Below are 15,421 nucleotides of genomic sequence, written 5' to 3'. Positions count from 1 at the left end.
TCAGGCCTCCGTTCCGGTGCTCTCAGCCGGAGCGGCAGCGGCGGCGGGAGCGTCGGCCTTGGGGGCCTCGGCAGCCGGCGCGGACTGCTGCTGCGGCTTGCGGCCGCGGCCGCCACGCTCGCCACCGCGGCCACCACGGCCGGCCGGGCGGTCGCCAGCGCCGGCACCACGGGCCGGGCGGTTACCCGCACGGGCCGCAGCGTTCTCGGCGCGGACCTCGGCGATGTTCTTGACGTCGCCCTTGTAGATCCAGACCTTCACGCCAATGCGACCGAAGGTCGTCTTGGCCTCGAAGAAGCCGTAGTCCACGTTCGCGCGGAGCGTGTGCAGCGGCACACGACCCTCGCGGTAGAACTCCGAGCGGGACATCTCGGCGCCGCCGAGACGACCGCCACACTGGATCTTGATGCCCTTGGCGCCGGCCTTCATCGTGCCCTGCATGCTCTTACGCATGGCGCGACGGAAGGAGACGCGGGAGGAGAGCTGCTCGGCAACGGCCTGAGCAACCAGCTGAGCGTCCATCTCGGGGTTCTTGACCTCGAGGATGTTCAGCTGGACCTGCTTGCCCGTGAGCTTCTCGAGGTCGCCGCGGATGCGGTCGGCCTCGGCGCCACGGCGGCCGATGACGATGCCGGGACGCGCGGTGTGGATGTCCACCCGCACGCGGTCACGGGTGCGCTCGATCTCAACCTTCGAGATGCCGGCGCGCTCCATGCCGGACGTCATCATCCGACGGATGGCGACGTCTTCCTTGACGTAGTCCTTGTACAGCTTGTCGGCGTACCAACGGGACTTGAAGTCCGTGGTGATGCCGAGCCGGAACCCATGCGGGTTAACCTTCTGGCCCATTACCGGGTTCCTTCCTTGCTGCTGACGACCACGGTGATGTGGCTGGTCCGCTTACGGATCCGGTAGGCACGGCCCTGAGCACGCGGACGGAACCGCTTCAGGGTCGGGCCCTCATCCACAAACGCCTCGCTGATGACCAGCGAAGAGGCGTCCGTGTGGTCGTAGTTGTGTGCAGCGTTGGCAATGGCGCTGTCAAGCACCTTGCCAACCGGCACGCTCGCGGCCTGCGGGGCGAAACGCAGGACCGCCTGAGCCTCCGTGGCGTCCATGCCACGGATAAGGTCCACCACGCGGCGGGCCTTCATGGGCGTGACGCGGATGTACCGCGCCTGGGCCCTGGCTTCCATGGTTGTCCTTCCAGTGTCTGTCATGGTCATTCCACCCCGCTACTAGCGGCGCTTCGACTTCCGGTCGTCCTTCACGTGACCCCGGAAGGTGCGCGTCGGCGAGAACTCGCCGAGCTTGTGGCCGACCATCGACTCGGTGACAAACACCGGAATGTGGGTCTTGCCGTTGTGCACCGCGATCGTGTGGCCGAGCATGGCCGGGATGATCATCGAGCGACGGGACCAGGTCTTGATGACGTTCTTGGTACCGGCTTCGTTCTGTACGTCCACCTTCTTTACGAGGTGTCCGTCGACGAAGGGTCCCTTCTTGAGACTGCGCGGCATCTAAACCCGCTCCTAGCGCTTCTTGTTCGTCTTGCGGCGGCGGACGATGTACTTGCTCGAAGCCTTCTTCGGCGAGCGAGTACGACCCTCCTTCTGACCCCACGGGGAGACCGGGTGGCGACCACCGGAGGTCTTGCCCTCACCACCACCGTGCGGGTGGTCCACCGGGTTCATCGCCACACCGCGAACGGTCGGGCGAACGCCCAGCCAGCGCTTACGGCCGGCCTTGCCCCAGTTGATGTTCGACTGCTCGGCGTTGCCGACCTCGCCGATGGTGGCGCGGCAGCGGGCGTCGACGAGACGGATCTCGCCGGACGGCATACGAAGGTGGGCCATCGTGCCCTCCTTCGCCAGCAGCTGCACGGAGGCACCAGCGGAGCGCGCGAACTTGGCGCCGCCACCGGGACGGATCTCGATCGCGTGGATCGTGGTACCGACCGGGATGTTGCGGAGCGCCAGGTTGTTGCCGGGCTTGATGTCCGCGCCGGGGCCGTTCTCGACGCGGTCACCCTGCGTCAGACCCTTGGGGGCGATGATGTAGCGCTTCTCGCCGTCCAGGTAGTGGAGCAGCGCGATGCGCGCGGTGCGGTTCGGGTCGTACTCGATGTGAGCGACCTTGGCCGGCACGCCGTCCTTGTCGTGACGACGGAAGTCGATCACACGGTAGGCACGCTTGTGGCCACCGCCCTGGTGGCGCACGGTGATCCGACCGGTGTTGTTACGGCCGCCCTTGCTGTGCAGGGGGCGAACCAGCGACTTCTCCGGCGTGGACCGCGTGATCTCGACGAAGTCGGCTACGGAGGAGCCACGACGGCCCGGCGTAGTCGGCTTGTACTTGCGGATTCCCATTTCTCAGTCCTCGTCCGATTCCGGACGATCCAGACCGCCCTTAGGCGGTCGGACCGCCGAAGATGTCGATACGGTTGCCCTCGGCAAGGGTCACGATGGCGCGCTTGGTGTCCTTGCGCTTACCGAAACCGGCCTTGGTGCGCTTGCGCTTGCCCTGGCGGTTGATCGTGTTGACCCCGGTGACCTTGACCGAGAAGACCGCCTCGACGGCCTGCTTGATCTGGGTCTTGTTGGAGCCAGGCGCGACGATGAACGTGTACTTGTTCTCGTCCAGCAGTGCGTAGCTCTTCTCCGAGACAACCGGCTTGACGAGAATGTCGCGCGGGTCCGAGAAGGTCTTGCTGGTGACGACGGCCTCAGTCATCAGGCGTCGCTCCCTTCGGTCTCAGCGGTCTGGGGGCCAGACACGAAGGACTCGAGGGCGGCCTGCGTGAAGACCACGTCGTCGGAGACGATCACGTCGTACGTGTTGAGCTGGCCCGGCTCCAGGATGTGCACCTGGGGCAGGTTACGAGCGGACAGCCACGCGGCCTCGTCGGAGCGCTCGACGACCAGGAGCAGGTTCTTGCGCTCCGAGATCTTGCCGAACAGCGTCTTCGCGGCCTTCGTGGAGACCTCGCCCTCGACCACGCCGGTGACGACGTGGATGCGGGAGTGGGTCGCCCGGTCCGAGAGGGCACCGCGGAGGGCGGCGACCTTCATCTTCTTGGGGGTCCGCTGCGAGTAGTCACGCGGCTGCGGGCCGTGCACGACGCCACCACCGGCGAACTGCGGGGCGCGGGTCGAACCCTGACGGGCGCGGCCGGTGCCCTTCTGGCGGTAAGGCTTCTTGCCACCACCGCGGACTTCGCCACGGGTCTTGGTCTTGTGCGTGCCCTGACGGGCCGCGGCCAGCTGCGCGACGACGACCTGGTGGATCAGCGGAACGCTGACCTTGGCGCCGAAGATCTCCGCGGGGAGTTCGACGGTCCCGGCCTTGTCGCCTGCCGGCGAAAGGATGTCAATGGTGCTCATCGGTTCCTCAAACCCCCTTGGCCGCGGTGCGGACCAGGACGAGGCCACCGTTGGGGCCGGGGACGGCGCCCTTGATGAGCAGCAGACCCTTCTCGGCGTCAACGGCGTGGACGGTCAGGTTCTGGGTGGTCACACGCTCGTTGCCCATGCGACCAGCCATCTTCATGCCCTTGAAGACACGGCCCGGGGTGGCGCAGCCACCGATGGAACCGGGCTTACGGTGCACGCGGTGGGCACCGTGCGACGCCTTGCCACCACGGAAGTTGTGGCGCTTCATGACGCCGGCGAAGCCCTTGCCCTTGCTCTTCGCGGTGACGTCGACCTTCACGCCGGCCTCGAACAGCTCGGCGGTGATCTCCTGGCCGAGCGTGTACTCGGAGGCGTCAGCGGTGCGGAGCTCCACCAGGTGGCGGCGCGGGGTGACGTCGGCCTTGGCGAAGTGACCCTTGAGGGGCTTGTTCACCTTGCGCGGGTCGATCTCGCCGAAGGCGATCTGGACCGACTCGTAGCCGTCGCTGTCGTTCGTACGGACCTGGGTCACGACATTCGGGCCGGCCTTGACGACGGTCACCGGGACGACCCGGTTGTTCTCGTCCCAGACCTGCGTCATGCCGAGCTTCTCACCCAGGATGCCCTTGATGTTCTTGGCCATCTCGCGCGCCCTCAGAGCTTGATCTCGATGTCGACGCCCGCCGGCAGGTCGAGACGCATGAGCGAGTCAACCGTCTTCGGCGTGGGGTCAAGGATGTCGATGAGGCGCTTGTGCGTGCGCATCTCGAAGTGCTCGCGCGAGTCCTTGTACTTGTGCGGCGACTTGATGACGCAGTACACGTTCTTCTCAGTGGGCAGCGGCACCGGGCCCGCGACCGACGCACCAGTGCGCGTCACCGTCTCGACGATCTTCTTCGCCGAGGAATCGATGACCTCGTGGTCGTAGGCCTTGAGCCGGATGCGGATCTTCTGTCCCGCCATGGCTACTAGTAGTCCTGTCTCTCGTAACGCTCTGGCTTCCCGGTCGACTGCGCTTGATGAAAAGCACCGTCCGACCTCCGACCCACGCGGTCGGGCGTGTCGCACTCCCTCTACGCAGAAATCCCTGAGGATTTCCCAACCAAGGGGGTGCGGCCACCAATGACCGCGGTTCGGGGGCAGAACACCCACCGGGCGCCTGGCTGGAACCCCGCTGACGCTTCCCAGAAGATTCCCGTACGTCCGCCCCTGCTCCTCTCATCTGAGAAGCGTGAGACGACGAGTACTGTGGGACTCGCTTCCGGTCCTCCCGACGGGAGGCGCGCAGCATCGGCACTCAACCGAGCAACCCCGACAGTCTGCCATACGGGGCCATCCGGCCGCCAATCGGGGCGAAGACTGTACCCCACGTCACGTACGGGCAACCGTCGGGGCGCAGGCGCTGGATCTTCAGGATCCCACTCCACGCGCCGCCCCGCCCCGGCTCGCGGCCTCAGCCCAACCGCCGCGCCCGCTCCGTCAGATGGCGGCGCTCCGGGGCGCTCGTCGTGTGGCGGGCCGCCTCCCGGTAGGCGACGGCCGCCTTCTCCTCGTCGCCGAGGAGTTCGAGGAGGTGGGCGCGGGTGGCGAGCAGCCGGTGGTGGTGGGCGAGGCGCTTGTCCTCGGCCAGTCCGGCGAGCAGCTCCAGACCCGCCTCCGGGCCGTGGACCATCGCGACCGCCACCGCGCGGTTGAGCGTGATCATCGGGTTCGCCCCGGTCCGCTCCAGGAGCTCGTACAGGGCGAGGATCTGCGGCCAGTCCGTGGCCTCGGCCGACTCGGCCTCGTCGTGGACGGCCGCGATCGCCGCCTGGAGCTGGTACGGGCCGACCTCCCCCTTGGGCAGCGTGCGGCTGATCAGCTCGACGCCCTCCGCGACCAGCCCGCCGTCCCACCGGCCCCTGTCCTGCTCCGCGAGCGGCACCAGTTCGCCGTGCGAGCCCGTGCGGGCCGGGCGGCGGGCGTCGGTGAGCAGCATGAGGGCGAGCAGGCCGGCCGTCTCGGTGTCGTCGGGGACGAGCCGGTGCAGGAGCCGGGTGAGCCGGATCGCCTCCGTGGAGAGTTCGGGCGCGGTGAGCTCGTCGCCGGCGCTGGCCGTGTAGCCCTCGTTGAAGATCAGGTAGAGGACGTGCCGCACCTCGGCGATCCGGGCGGCCCGGTCCTCTCCCTCGGGCATGGCGAGCGAGCCGCCCGCCGCCTTGATGGTCTGCTTGGCCCGGCTGATCCGCTGCGCCATGGTCGACTCGGGCACGAGGAAGGCGGCGGCGATCTGTGCCGTGGTGAGGCCTCCGACGGCGCGCAGGGTGAGCGCGATCCGGCTGGGCGGCGTCAGATCGGGGTGGCTGCAGAGGAAGAGCAGGGCCAGGGAGTCGTCCCAGCCGCTCGCGGGGGCGTCCGCGGCCCGGGCGATGAGCTCGGAGTCCGGGGTGGCGAGCGCGAGGGCGTCCTCGCGGCGTCTGCGCGCGGCCTCGCTGCGCACCAGGTCGACGTACTTGCGCTGGGCGACGGTGAGCAGCCAGCTGCGCGTGTGGTCGGGGACCCCGGCCTCCGGCCACTGCCGGGCGGCGGCGATCAGGGCCTCCTGGAGGGCGTCCTCGCAGGTGTCGAAGTCGCCGTGGCGCCGGACGAGCGCGACGAGGACCTGCGGCGCGTACTCGCGCAGCAGGTCCTCGACGTGTCGTGCGTCGACGGGGCCGGTCACACGTCCGCCGCGGACTCGTGCAGGATCGGCCAGAGCTCGACGGGGTCGACGTCCGCGAAGGGCATGTCGGCGGCGATCTGCTGGGCGCGCTCCGGGCTGTCGCAGTCGAGCAGGTAGAAGCTGGCCAGGTACTCCTTGGTCTCCAGGTACGGCCCGTCGGTGACCGCGGGGGCGCCGCCCTCGCGGCGGACGAGCTGGGCGGCGGCCGCGTCGGCGAGTCCGTACGCGCCGATCAGCTCGCCGCTCTCCCGGTACTTCCTGTTGAAGGCGTCCTGCTTGGCGATCGCCTCGGGCCAGGCCTCGGCGGGGAAGGAATCCCACTTGGCCTGGCTGCCGTAGATCATCGCGACGTACTTCATCTCGGGTGTCCTCCCCGTCCCGCGCGCCCCTGTGGCGCGCTGTCACCCATGGGTCGGAGCCGTCGGGGCGGGCTCGACATCGGGCGGCAGCATTTCTCGGAAACTTCTCCAAGATCTTTCCGGTAGGTGAATCCTCGCACCGAATGGTCACTCCGCGCACAACCTCGGGCCCTGGATATCCGTCTTGCAGAAGACCGATGACACCGCCCCAGGGGACGGACCCACGTGACCACCACCGCCCGTCGCCGGACGGTTCTCGCCGCCGCCCTCGCGGTCACCGCGGCCGCCGCCGGCTGTTCCGTGCCGGAGCCGCGCCGGCCCGCCCCGACCGTCGACCCCGCGCCCGGGAAGCCGATCGCCCCGGCCCGGGCGCGGCGGGCGCTGCTGATGCAGTTCGCCGCGCATCCGGACGACGACCTGTACTTCATGAACCCGGACACGCAGCGGCTGCTCGACTCCGGGGTCCCGCTCGTCTCCGTGTACGTGACGGCCGGCGAGCACACCGGCCGCAACAGGGTCGCGGGGATGCCGGACACTCCCCCGGACCGCGCCGCGTACTCCTCCGCCCGCCACCAGGGCCTGCGCCAGGCGTACGCCGAGGCGCTCGGGCTGCCGAGGTTCACGCCGTGGCGGCGTGAGGTGCTGGCGCTCCCCGGCGGCCGCCGCGCGGCGATCGACACGCTGACGCGCGGCCGCCGCCGGATCGAGCTGATATTCCTCAACCTGCCGATGCACACGAACCGCCGGTACATGGCCGTGCCGGCGCTCTGGCACGACCGGGCCCTGGAGCTGCGGACCCATCTGTCGGCGGGCTCGCCGGTGACCCGCTCGGACACGTACGACTACGACCGGCTGATCGGGGTGCTCGTCGGGCTGCTGCGCCGCTACCGGCCGACCGTGGTGCACACCCTGGACCCGGATCCGGACATCCAGCTCGGCGACGAGGCCACCCGGAAGCGGGACAGCGAGCAGCGGGGCTACGCGGACCACGGGGACCACACGGCGGTCGGCTGCTTCAGCTGGGCGGCGCTGAGCCGCTGGGTCTCCGACGCGGTGCGGGACGGCGAGCCGATACCGGCGTTCGCGACGACCGCGTTCCGCGGCTACTACAACCGCCACTGGCCCAAGAACCTCCCGCCGGGTGTCCTGAAGGAGAAGGCCGCGCACCTCGTCCCGTACGGCGGGGATCCGTCCTGGGAGTGCGGGAACCCCTCGGGCTGCGGCGACTACGGCGTCGGCGGCGACCGGCCGCTGACCAACCGCAAGGGCTGGGTGCGCTCGACGCACCACCGCTGGCCCGGCGCGGGCCCGGCGCTCGGGGAGGAGCCGGACGGCCGGCTGGCGGCGTACGGGGTCATCGGCCTGCGCGCGGTCCGCTGGCGGGAGTCGGCGCCCGGCAGCGGCGCCTGGGGCGAGCCGGAGGACCTGGGCGGCGGCCCGCTCGCACCGGCGCTCGGCTCGGCGGTGCTCGGCGACGGCCGGGTCCTGCTCCTCGGCGTCCGGTTCGCCGCGATCGAGGGGCACGGCGGACCGAACCGGCGCGAGGTGGTGCTCCTGGAGCAGCGCTCCCCCGGCGGCCCGTTCCTGGCCTGGCGCGGGCTCGGCGGCCCGGACCGCGGGGACGACCGGGGGCGCCGGATCGGTGCCCCGGTGGCGGTCACGGCCCCCGACGGCCGCGTCCACCTCTTCGTACGGAACGCGGACAAGGGCGTCTCGACACGGGTCCGGGCGGCGGACGGCGCCTGGGGCCCATGGCGGACGCTCCCCGGCGATGCGGAGGTCCAGGACGGCCTCACCGTCTCGCTCGACGGGGCGGGCCGGGTGCACGTGTACGCGGCGGGCCGGGAGTCCGTACGGCACTGGGTGGACGGGGCGGCGGACACGGAGCCGCTGCCGCTCTCGGGCTCGACGGTGGCATCGGCCGGCGGGGAGCTGTACTACCGGCGGCCCGCGGCCGGGGAGCTGCTCGGCCCGGCGGGCGACACCGGTCTCGACGGGTACGGGGGCGTGGTCGCCGCGCGGTCGCCGGCGCTCGGGACGGTGCTGCTGGGCACGGATCCGCGCGGCCGGGTCGCGGTGCGGGCCGGCGCCCGGCTGCGTACCCGTACGGCGGGAGGGGCGGCGCTGTCGGCCGCGCTCCACCTGGGCGCGCGCGGGGTGACCGTGGTGGGCCTCGGCGCGGACGGGCATCCCTGGAGCTGGCGCCCGTAGAACCCACGGGAAGCCCGTACAGCCCGCGGGAAAGCGAGAAGGCCCCGCACCTTTCGGTGCGGGGCCTTCTCTTGGAGCTCGTGGAGCTACCAGGTCAGATCGCCGATCAGGCGGTGATCTTGACGACCTGGCCGGCGCCGACGGTCCGGCCACCCTCACGGATGGCGAACTTGAGGCCCTCCTCCATGGCGATGGGCTGGATCAGCTCAACGCTCATGGCGGTGTTGTCGCCCGGCATGACCATCTCGGTGCCCTCGGGGAGGGTCACGACGCCGGTCACGTCCGTGGTACGGAAGTAGAACTGCGGGCGGTAGTTGTTGAAGAACGGGGTGTGACGGCCACCCTCGTCCTTCGACAGGATGTAGGCCTGGGCCTCGAAGTTCGTGTGCGGCGTGACCGAACCCGGCTTGATGATGACCTGGCCGCGCTCGACGTCCTCGCGCTTGATGCCACGGAGGAGCAGACCGACGTTCTCACCGGCCTGGCCCTCGTCGAGCAGCTTGCGGAACATCTCGATGCCGGTGACCGTGGTGGTGGTCTTCTCGGTCTTGATGCCGATGATGTCGACGGTCTCGTTGACCTTGAGGACACCACGCTCGATACGACCGGTGACGACGGTGCCACGACCGGTGATCGTGAAGACGTCCTCGATCGGCATGAGGAACGGCTTGTCGACCTCACGCTCGGGCTGCGGGATCGACTCGTCGACGGCCTTCATGAGACCGAGGAGAGCCTCGCCCCACTCCTTGTCGCCCTCGAGCGCCTTGAGCGCCGAGACGCGGACGACCGGCAGGTCGTCGCCCGGGAAGTCGTACTCGGAGAGGAGCTCACGGACCTCGAGCTCGACGAGCTCCAGGATCTCCTCGTCGTCCACCATGTCGGCCTTGTTCAGGGCGACGACGATGTACGGAACGCCGACCTGGCGGGCCAGGAGCACGTGCTCCTTGGTCTGCGGCATCGGGCCGTCGGTGGCGGCGACCACGAGGATGGCGCCGTCCATCTGCGCCGCACCCGTGATCATGTTCTTGATGTAGTCAGCGTGACCCGGGCAGTCGACGTGCGCGTAGTGACGCGACTCCGTCTGGTACTCGACGTGCGCGATCGAGATCGTGATACCGCGCTGGCGCTCCTCGGGAGCCTTGTCGATCTGGTCGAAGGCCGAGGCCTCGTTCAGGTCGGGGTACGCGTCGTGCAGCACCTTGGTAATGGCGGCCGTGAGGGTCGTCTTACCGTGGTCAATGTGACCGATGGTACCGATGTTGACGTGCGGCTTAGTCCGCTCGAACTTTGCCTTCGCCACTGAATCCTCCTGCGGAGTGGTTCTGTACGCCTTGCTTCATCGGCGCCAGGTGATCTTTGCTGGGATGCCATCCGCCGGGGCCCGATTCCTCGGGTTTCGGGGGCCGAGCCCCGGCGACTGGTGTCAAGCCTAAAGCGTGAACTCGGAAGAGTTACTCGCCCTTGGCCTTCGCGATGATCTCCTCGGCGACGTTCCGCGGAACCTCGGCGTAGGAGTCGAACTGCATCGAGTAGCTTGCGCGACCCGAGGTCTTGCTGCGGAGGTCTCCGACGTAGCCGAACATCTCCGAGAGGGGCACGAGGCCCTTCACGACGCGAGCGCCGCTGCGCTCCTCCATGGCCTGAATCTGACCACGGCGGGAGTTGATGTCGCCGATGACCTCACCCATGTAGTCCTCGGGCGTGGTGACCTCGACGGACATCATGGGCTCGAGGATGACCGGCGAAGCCTTCCGCGCGGCCTCCTTGAAGGCCTGCGAACCGGCGATCTTGAACGCGAGCTCGGAGGAGTCGACCTCGTGGTAGCCACCGTCGAGAAGGATGACGCGGACGCCAGTCATCTCGTAGCCGGCCAGGATGCCGAACTGCATGGCCTCCTGCGCACCCGCGTCGACCGAAGGGATGTACTCCTTCGGGATGCGGCCACCGGTGACCTTGTTCACGAACTCGTACGAGGCGTCGCCGCCCTCGATGGGCTCGATCGCGATCTGCACCTTGGCGAACTGACCGGTACCACCGGTCTGCTTCTTGTGGGTGTAGTCAAGACGCTCGACGGCCTTACGGATCGTCTCGCGGTACGCGACCTGCGGCTTGCCGACGTTCGCCTCGACCTTGAACTCGCGACGCATACGGTCGACGAGGATGTCGAGGTGAAGCTCGCCCATACCACCGATGATGGTCTGGCCGGTCTCCTCGTCCGAGTGCACCTGGAAGGAGGGGTCCTCCTCCGCGAGACGCTGGATGGCGACACCCAGCTTCTCCTGGTCACCCTTGGACTTGGGCTCGATCGCGACCTGAATGACCGGCGCCGGGAAGTCCATGGACTCCAGGATGACCGGGTTCTTCTCGTCGCACAGCGTCTCACCGGTGGTGGTCTGCTTCAGGCCCATGACGGCGACGATGTCGCCGGCGCCCACCGAGTCGATCTCCTCACGCTTGTTCGCGTGCATGCGGTAGATCTTGCCGATGCGCTCCTTCTTGCCCTTGACGGAGTTCAGCACCGCGGTGCCGGCCTCCAGGCGACCGGAGTAGATCCGGACGAAGGTGAGCTTGCCGAGGTGCGGGTCGCTCGCGATCTTGAACGCGAGGGCCGACAGCGGCTCCTCGTCGGACGGCTTGCGCTTGACGACCAGCTCCGCGTCCTTGACGTCGTGGCCCTCGATGGCCTCGACGTCCAGGGGGGAGGGGAGGTAGCGCACGACCGCGTCGAGCAGGGGCTGGACGCCCTTGTTCTTGAACGCGGTGCCGCAGAAGACGGGGGTGACCGTCTTCTCGCCGCCACCCTTGCCGGAGGCAATGGTGATGCGACGGACGGCAGCGTAGAGCTGCTCCTCGGTGGGCTCGACGCCCTCGAGGAAGAGCTCCATGAGCTCCTCGTCGTTCTCGGAAACGGCCTCGACCAGCTTGCCGCGGTACTCCTCGGCCAGCTCGACGAGGTCGGCCGGGATGTCGACGACGTCGTACATCTCGCCCTTGGACGCTTCCGCGGACCAGACCAGGGCCTTCATGCGGACGAGGTCCACGACACCCTGGAAGTCCATCTCGGCGCCGATGGGCAGCTGCATGACGATCGGGACCGCGCCGAGGCGGTTCACGATCATGTCGACGCAGCGGAGGAAGTCAGCGCCCGTACGGTCGAGCTTGTTGACGAAGCAGATACGCGGAACGCCGTAGCGGTCCGCCTGACGCCAAACGGTCTCGGACTGGGGCTCAACGCCGGCCACACCGTCGAACACGGTGACAGCACCGTCGAGCACGCGCAGCGAACGCTCCACCTCGACGGTGAAGTCGACGTGGCCCGGCGTGTCGATGATGTTGATCGTGTGATCGACATTCTCGAGCGGCCAGTGGCAGGTCGTCGCGGCGGACGTGATCGTGATGCCGCGCTCCTGCTCCTGCTCCATCCAGTCCATCGTGGCAGCGCCGTCGTGGACTTCACCGATCTTGTAAGAGACACCGGTGTAGAACAGGATCCGCTCGGTGGTGGTCGTCTTGCCCGCGTCGATGTGCGCCATGATGCCGATGTTGCGCACCTTGGCAAGGTCAAGCGAAGTGGTAGCCATATCGGCTCAGTCTTCTCTCGGTCTCGATGTGGGTTGCGACTACCAGCGGTAGTGCGCGAAGGCCTTGTTGGACTCGGCCATCTTGTGCGTGTCCTCACGCTTCTTGACCGCAGCTCCGAGGCCGTTCGAGGCGTCGAGGAGCTCGTTCAGGAGGCGCTCGGTCATGGTCTTCTCGCGACGGGCGCGGGAGTAACCGACGAGCCAGCGCAGCGCGAGGGTGGAGGCGCGACCGGGCTTGACCTCGATCGGCACCTGGTAGGTGGCGCCACCGACACGGCGGGACTTGACCTCGAGGGACGGCTTGACGTTCTCGAGAGCGCGCTTCAGCGTGATGACCGGGTCCTGGCCGGTCTTCTCACGAAGACCCTCCATGGCGCCGTACACGATGCGCTCGGCGGTGGAACGCTTGCCGTCCAGCAGGATCTTGTTGATCAGCGAGGTGACAAGAGGAGAGCTGTAGACCGGGTCGATGATGACCGGGCGCTTCGGGGCGGGGCCCTTACGAGGCATTCTTACTTCTCCTTCTTGGCGCCGTAGCGGCTGCGAGCCTGCTTACGGTTCTTGACGCCCTGCGTGTCGAGGGAACCGCGGATGATCTTGTAGCGAACACCCGGCAGGTCCTTCACACGGCCACCACGCACGAGCACGATGGAGTGCTCCTGCAGGTTGTGGCCCTCACCCGGGATGTAGGCCGTGACCTCGATGCCCGAGGTCAGACGCACACGCGCGACCTTACGGAGGGCCGAGTTCGGCTTCTTCGGGGTGGTCGTGAACACACGCGTGCAGACGCCACGACGCTGAGGGGAACCCTCGAGTGCGGGCGTCTTGTTCTTCTCGACCTTGTCCTGCCGGCCCTTACGGACCAGCTGCTGGATCGTAGGCACTACTTCTCCGGTTTCTGTGTGCCGTCGTAAAACTAACCTGGAACATTCACCGACCCACGCGGTCGGGTGTGTCGAATCTCGCGGACCTCCGCCGAAGGCGAAAAGGCGCGGATCACGGTGGCCAGTCAGCGGACTCGTCATGCGGTTGAGGACACGCAGCACGAGCCCAGGCACACCCCAGGCACAAGGCTTGAGCGTACCTATCGCATGGACTCCGGTCAAAACAAATGCCCACGCGCACGGAGGGCGGGCCACGGCCGGGCGGGTCGGATCGCCCGGCCGATGGCGGTCAGTCGCGCGCGGTACGCCTCGCCTCGACGCCGGCGGAGTCGTCCAGATCCTCCCCGTCGGGCTCCAGGAACTGGTTCACGACCTTCACGAAGACGCCGAGGCGCTCGTCGGGCACGCCGAGCCAGCGGGCGAAGTCCTCCATGGTCGGCTGCCAGTCGTTGGGCGGCAGGAGGTCGGCCGCCAGCGGCAGCTCCTCAGGGGTCACCCGGCCGGACCGGATCAGCATGTCCCGTACGGAGACCCCGAGGAGCGGGGCGATCCGCCGCATCGTCTCCAGGTCGGGCATGCTCTGCCGCTGCAGCAGGCGCGTCACGGCGGCGCGGTGGACTCCGGCCTCGTCCGCGATCCGGGACTTGCCTCCGCCGCGGGGACTGTCGATGTCGTACCCGCGCGCTCTCATCAGGCCTTCGACCCAGCCTGCGAATTCGTCGAGCCCTTGACTGGTCATGTGTACCGCTCCCTCACTCCCCACCCTCCGGATGCCTCACCTTAGCGTGCTTGCGCGCACAGAATTACGTGCTTTCGGGCACGCAATCGTGTCGAATCGATGAAGACCCGATCGAGGGACCCCCACAAGTTTGTTGCGCGCTCGCACGCAACATGTCAGGCTGCTCACCGCCGCACTCGTCGGCCCCCTGAGCCCCAGAAGCCCCACCGGCCCCATGGACGCCCCGGTGGCCTCGGACCGTGGAGAAACCTCTTGTTCCAGCACGACCCGTCCCCCTGGCAGGCCTCCGCCGCGTGCGCCGGCCTCTCCCCGTCCGTCGTCTTCGCCCGCCGGCCCAAGGAGGCCGCCCCGGCACTGCGCGCCTGCGCCGACTGTCCCGTACGCCGCGAGTGCGAGGCCGCGGTCGCCCCGGCCGAGAGCTACTTCGACGGCGTCTGCGCGGGCCGCCTCTGGCGCAACGGCCGCCCGGCGGACGCGCAGCGCGTGGCGAAGGCGGTCGCGATGGCGGGGAGCCGCCGCCGTGGCTGACCTCACCGACAGCGACGCGAGCACCACGAACACCGCGAGCACCACGAGCGCCCACGGCACCGGGGCCGCCCCCGACCGCGCCGTCGAGCCCGTGCTGCGGGACATCGTCCTCTGGACCGCCTCCCTCGTACGGCAGTTCCCCGAGCTCTCCGAGGAACTGGCGCCCGGCCGCCGCTCCCCCGCCGGGACCGCGCCGACGGCCCCGCACCCCGGCCGCGACGAGCTGATCCGCGAGGAGCGCCGCGAGGCGCTGCTCCTCGAACAGCGCCACGGCCTCTCCGTCCCCGGGCACGGCGCCGCCCCGATCCGGCTCCACATCTCCGACGCCATCCGGGACATCACCGACGGCGTGGTGGAGCTGGAGGAGGCGGTCTGCGCCCGGCTCGCCCTGCCGCGGCCGCGCCGGGCCGGGGTCGTCGAGCGGCTGCGCCGGATCGTCGGCCTGCTCGACGCCGTCGCCGCGCACCCGGACCTCGCCCGGCACGTTCGGGACGAGATCCGGCGGATGGCTCGCCGGTGCGCCCGGACGCTGGGCGACTCGGAGACGATCGTGCGGGTGTCGGGACGCTGCCCCTGGTGCGACTCGGTGTCGCTGCGGGCGTTCCCGGACCGGCGGGCGGTGCTGTGCGTGAACCCGGCATGCGTCTGCACGGACGAGGCCTGCGGCTGTCAGGACGACCCCGCGTACCGGCACCTGTGGCCGGAGAGCGAGTGGGCTGAACTGACGGAGGCCTCGGGGACCCGTACCGAGGAGATCGAAGCGGCGATGGACGACACGAAGGAGACCCCGTGCTGAGCTCCCCCTCCCTGCCTGCCCTGGCCGCGCTGCCCGCGCTGATCCCCGGGCCGCTCGCCGCCGAGGAGGCGGGGGTCGCCCCCGCGACGATCCGCAAGTGGGTCCAGCTGGGGCACCTGCGGGCCGCCGGGAAGGCGGGCCGCGCGCAGCTCTTCCGCCTGGAGGACGTCTTCGCGGCGGAACGGCTGGCCCGCCGCCGCACCCGTACCGCCTGACCCCGCTGCACAGAA

19 protein-coding genes are annotated in these 15,421 nt (G+C 69.1%); 4 read left to right on the top strand and 15 right to left on the bottom strand.

Annotated features, from left to right (window positions below):
- From rpsC to OG361_RS24070, 10 genes are all read right to left on the bottom strand, one after another.
- Positions 1 to 849 (bottom strand): 30S ribosomal protein S3, encoded by an 849-nt coding sequence (rpsC, locus tag OG361_RS24115; protein ID WP_017239578.1) that lies wholly within the window; start codon positions 847 to 849, stop codon positions 1 to 3.
- Entirely contained in the window at positions 849 to 1,196 is a 348-nt protein-coding gene (gene rplV, locus OG361_RS24110; protein WP_056552397.1) for a 50S ribosomal protein L22, read from the bottom strand. The genes rpsC and rplV overlap by 1 nt, the downstream gene beginning before the upstream one ends.
- A 42-nt stretch (positions 1,197 to 1,238) precedes the next feature.
- Complete coding sequence (gene rpsS, locus OG361_RS24105; protein ID WP_024755409.1) at positions 1,239 to 1,520, bottom strand: 30S ribosomal protein S19; 282 nt, start codon at positions 1,518 to 1,520, stop codon at positions 1,239 to 1,241.
- Positions 1,521 to 1,532: 12 nt separating this feature from the next.
- Entirely contained in the window at positions 1,533 to 2,369 is an 837-nt protein-coding gene (gene rplB, locus OG361_RS24100) for a 50S ribosomal protein L2 (protein ID WP_384560143.1), read from the bottom strand.
- Positions 2,370 to 2,409: 40 nt separating this feature from the next.
- Positions 2,410 to 2,733 carry a 50S ribosomal protein L23 gene (gene rplW / locus OG361_RS24095; RefSeq protein ID WP_024755407.1) on the bottom strand — a complete coding sequence of 108 codons (324 nt, stop codon included), beginning with the start codon at positions 2,731 to 2,733 and terminating at the stop codon, positions 2,410 to 2,412.
- Complete coding sequence (rplD, locus tag OG361_RS24090) at positions 2,733 to 3,383, bottom strand: 50S ribosomal protein L4 (protein ID WP_384560141.1); 651 nt, start codon at positions 3,381 to 3,383, stop codon at positions 2,733 to 2,735. The genes rplW and rplD overlap by 1 nt, the downstream gene beginning before the upstream one ends.
- A gap of 7 nt (positions 3,384 to 3,390) precedes the next feature.
- The gene (gene rplC, locus OG361_RS24085) at positions 3,391 to 4,035 is read right to left on the bottom strand and encodes a 50S ribosomal protein L3 (RefSeq protein WP_267045310.1); all 645 of its coding nucleotides are present in this window, start codon (positions 4,033 to 4,035) and stop codon (positions 3,391 to 3,393) included.
- Positions 4,036 to 4,046: 11 nt separating this feature from the next.
- Positions 4,047 to 4,355: a 30S ribosomal protein S10 gene (rpsJ, locus tag OG361_RS24080; protein WP_003948644.1), complete on the bottom strand. Its 309-nt coding sequence runs from the start codon at positions 4,353 to 4,355 to the stop codon at positions 4,047 to 4,049.
- Positions 4,356 to 4,845: 490 nt separating this feature from the next.
- Positions 4,846 to 6,093 (bottom strand): RNA polymerase sigma factor, encoded by a 1,248-nt coding sequence (locus tag OG361_RS24075; protein WP_405856690.1) that lies wholly within the window; start codon positions 6,091 to 6,093, stop codon positions 4,846 to 4,848.
- Entirely contained in the window at positions 6,090 to 6,452 is a 363-nt protein-coding gene (locus tag OG361_RS24070) for a YciI family protein (protein ID WP_384560137.1), read from the bottom strand. Before OG361_RS24070 ends, OG361_RS24075 begins: the two co-directional genes overlap by 4 nt.
- Before the next feature lie 225 nt (positions 6,453 to 6,677).
- Here OG361_RS24070 and OG361_RS24065 point away from each other — a divergent pair, with 225 nt between their 5' ends.
- Entirely contained in the window at positions 6,678 to 8,663 is a 1,986-nt protein-coding gene (locus OG361_RS24065; RefSeq protein WP_405856688.1) for a PIG-L family deacetylase, read from the top strand.
- A gap of 106 nt (positions 8,664 to 8,769) precedes the next feature.
- On the opposite strand, the gene tuf is transcribed toward OG361_RS24065, so the two are convergent.
- The 5 genes from tuf to OG361_RS24040 form a co-directional block, all read right to left on the bottom strand.
- Positions 8,770 to 9,963 carry an elongation factor Tu gene (tuf, locus tag OG361_RS24060; protein WP_125744782.1) on the bottom strand — a complete coding sequence of 398 codons (1,194 nt, stop codon included), beginning with the start codon at positions 9,961 to 9,963 and terminating at the stop codon, positions 8,770 to 8,772.
- A 151-nt stretch (positions 9,964 to 10,114) separates the two neighbouring features.
- Complete coding sequence (gene fusA, locus OG361_RS24055) at positions 10,115 to 12,244, bottom strand: elongation factor G (protein WP_384560133.1); 2,130 nt, start codon at positions 12,242 to 12,244, stop codon at positions 10,115 to 10,117.
- Between the two features lie 39 nt (positions 12,245 to 12,283).
- Entirely contained in the window at positions 12,284 to 12,754 is a 471-nt protein-coding gene (gene rpsG / locus OG361_RS24050) for a 30S ribosomal protein S7 (protein ID WP_024755400.1), read from the bottom strand.
- A 2-nt stretch (positions 12,755 to 12,756) separates the two neighbouring features.
- Positions 12,757 to 13,128, bottom strand: coding sequence for a 30S ribosomal protein S12 (gene rpsL / locus OG361_RS24045; protein ID WP_003948652.1), 372 nt, complete (start codon positions 13,126 to 13,128; stop codon positions 12,757 to 12,759).
- A 289-nt stretch (positions 13,129 to 13,417) separates the two neighbouring features.
- Positions 13,418 to 13,867, bottom strand: coding sequence for a helix-turn-helix domain-containing protein (locus OG361_RS24040; RefSeq protein ID WP_405856685.1), 450 nt, complete (start codon positions 13,865 to 13,867; stop codon positions 13,418 to 13,420).
- A 252-nt stretch (positions 13,868 to 14,119) separates the two neighbouring features.
- Between OG361_RS24040 and OG361_RS24035 the strand changes: the two genes are divergently transcribed.
- The 3 genes from OG361_RS24035 (at position 14,120) to OG361_RS24025 (ending at position 15,406) form a co-directional block, all read left to right on the top strand.
- Entirely contained in the window at positions 14,120 to 14,395 is a 276-nt protein-coding gene (locus tag OG361_RS24035) for a WhiB family transcriptional regulator (RefSeq protein ID WP_405856683.1), read from the top strand.
- A 91-nt stretch (positions 14,396 to 14,486) separates the two neighbouring features.
- On the top strand, positions 14,487 to 15,191 hold the full coding sequence (locus tag OG361_RS24030; RefSeq protein WP_405862408.1) for a hypothetical protein: 705 nt from the start codon (positions 14,487 to 14,489) through the stop codon (positions 15,189 to 15,191).
- Entirely contained in the window at positions 15,185 to 15,406 is a 222-nt protein-coding gene (locus tag OG361_RS24025; protein WP_405856681.1) for a hypothetical protein, read from the top strand. The genes OG361_RS24030 and OG361_RS24025 overlap by 7 nt, the downstream gene beginning before the upstream one ends.
- Positions 15,407 to 15,421: the final 15 nt, after the last annotated feature.

This window comes from Streptomyces sp. NBC_00090, from assembly GCF_045160815.1.
Lineage (GTDB): Bacteria > Actinomycetota > Actinomycetes > Streptomycetales > Streptomycetaceae > Streptomyces.
The sequence above is the reverse complement of the archived record's forward strand: the minus strand, read 5'-3'. Positions and strand labels throughout refer to the sequence as shown.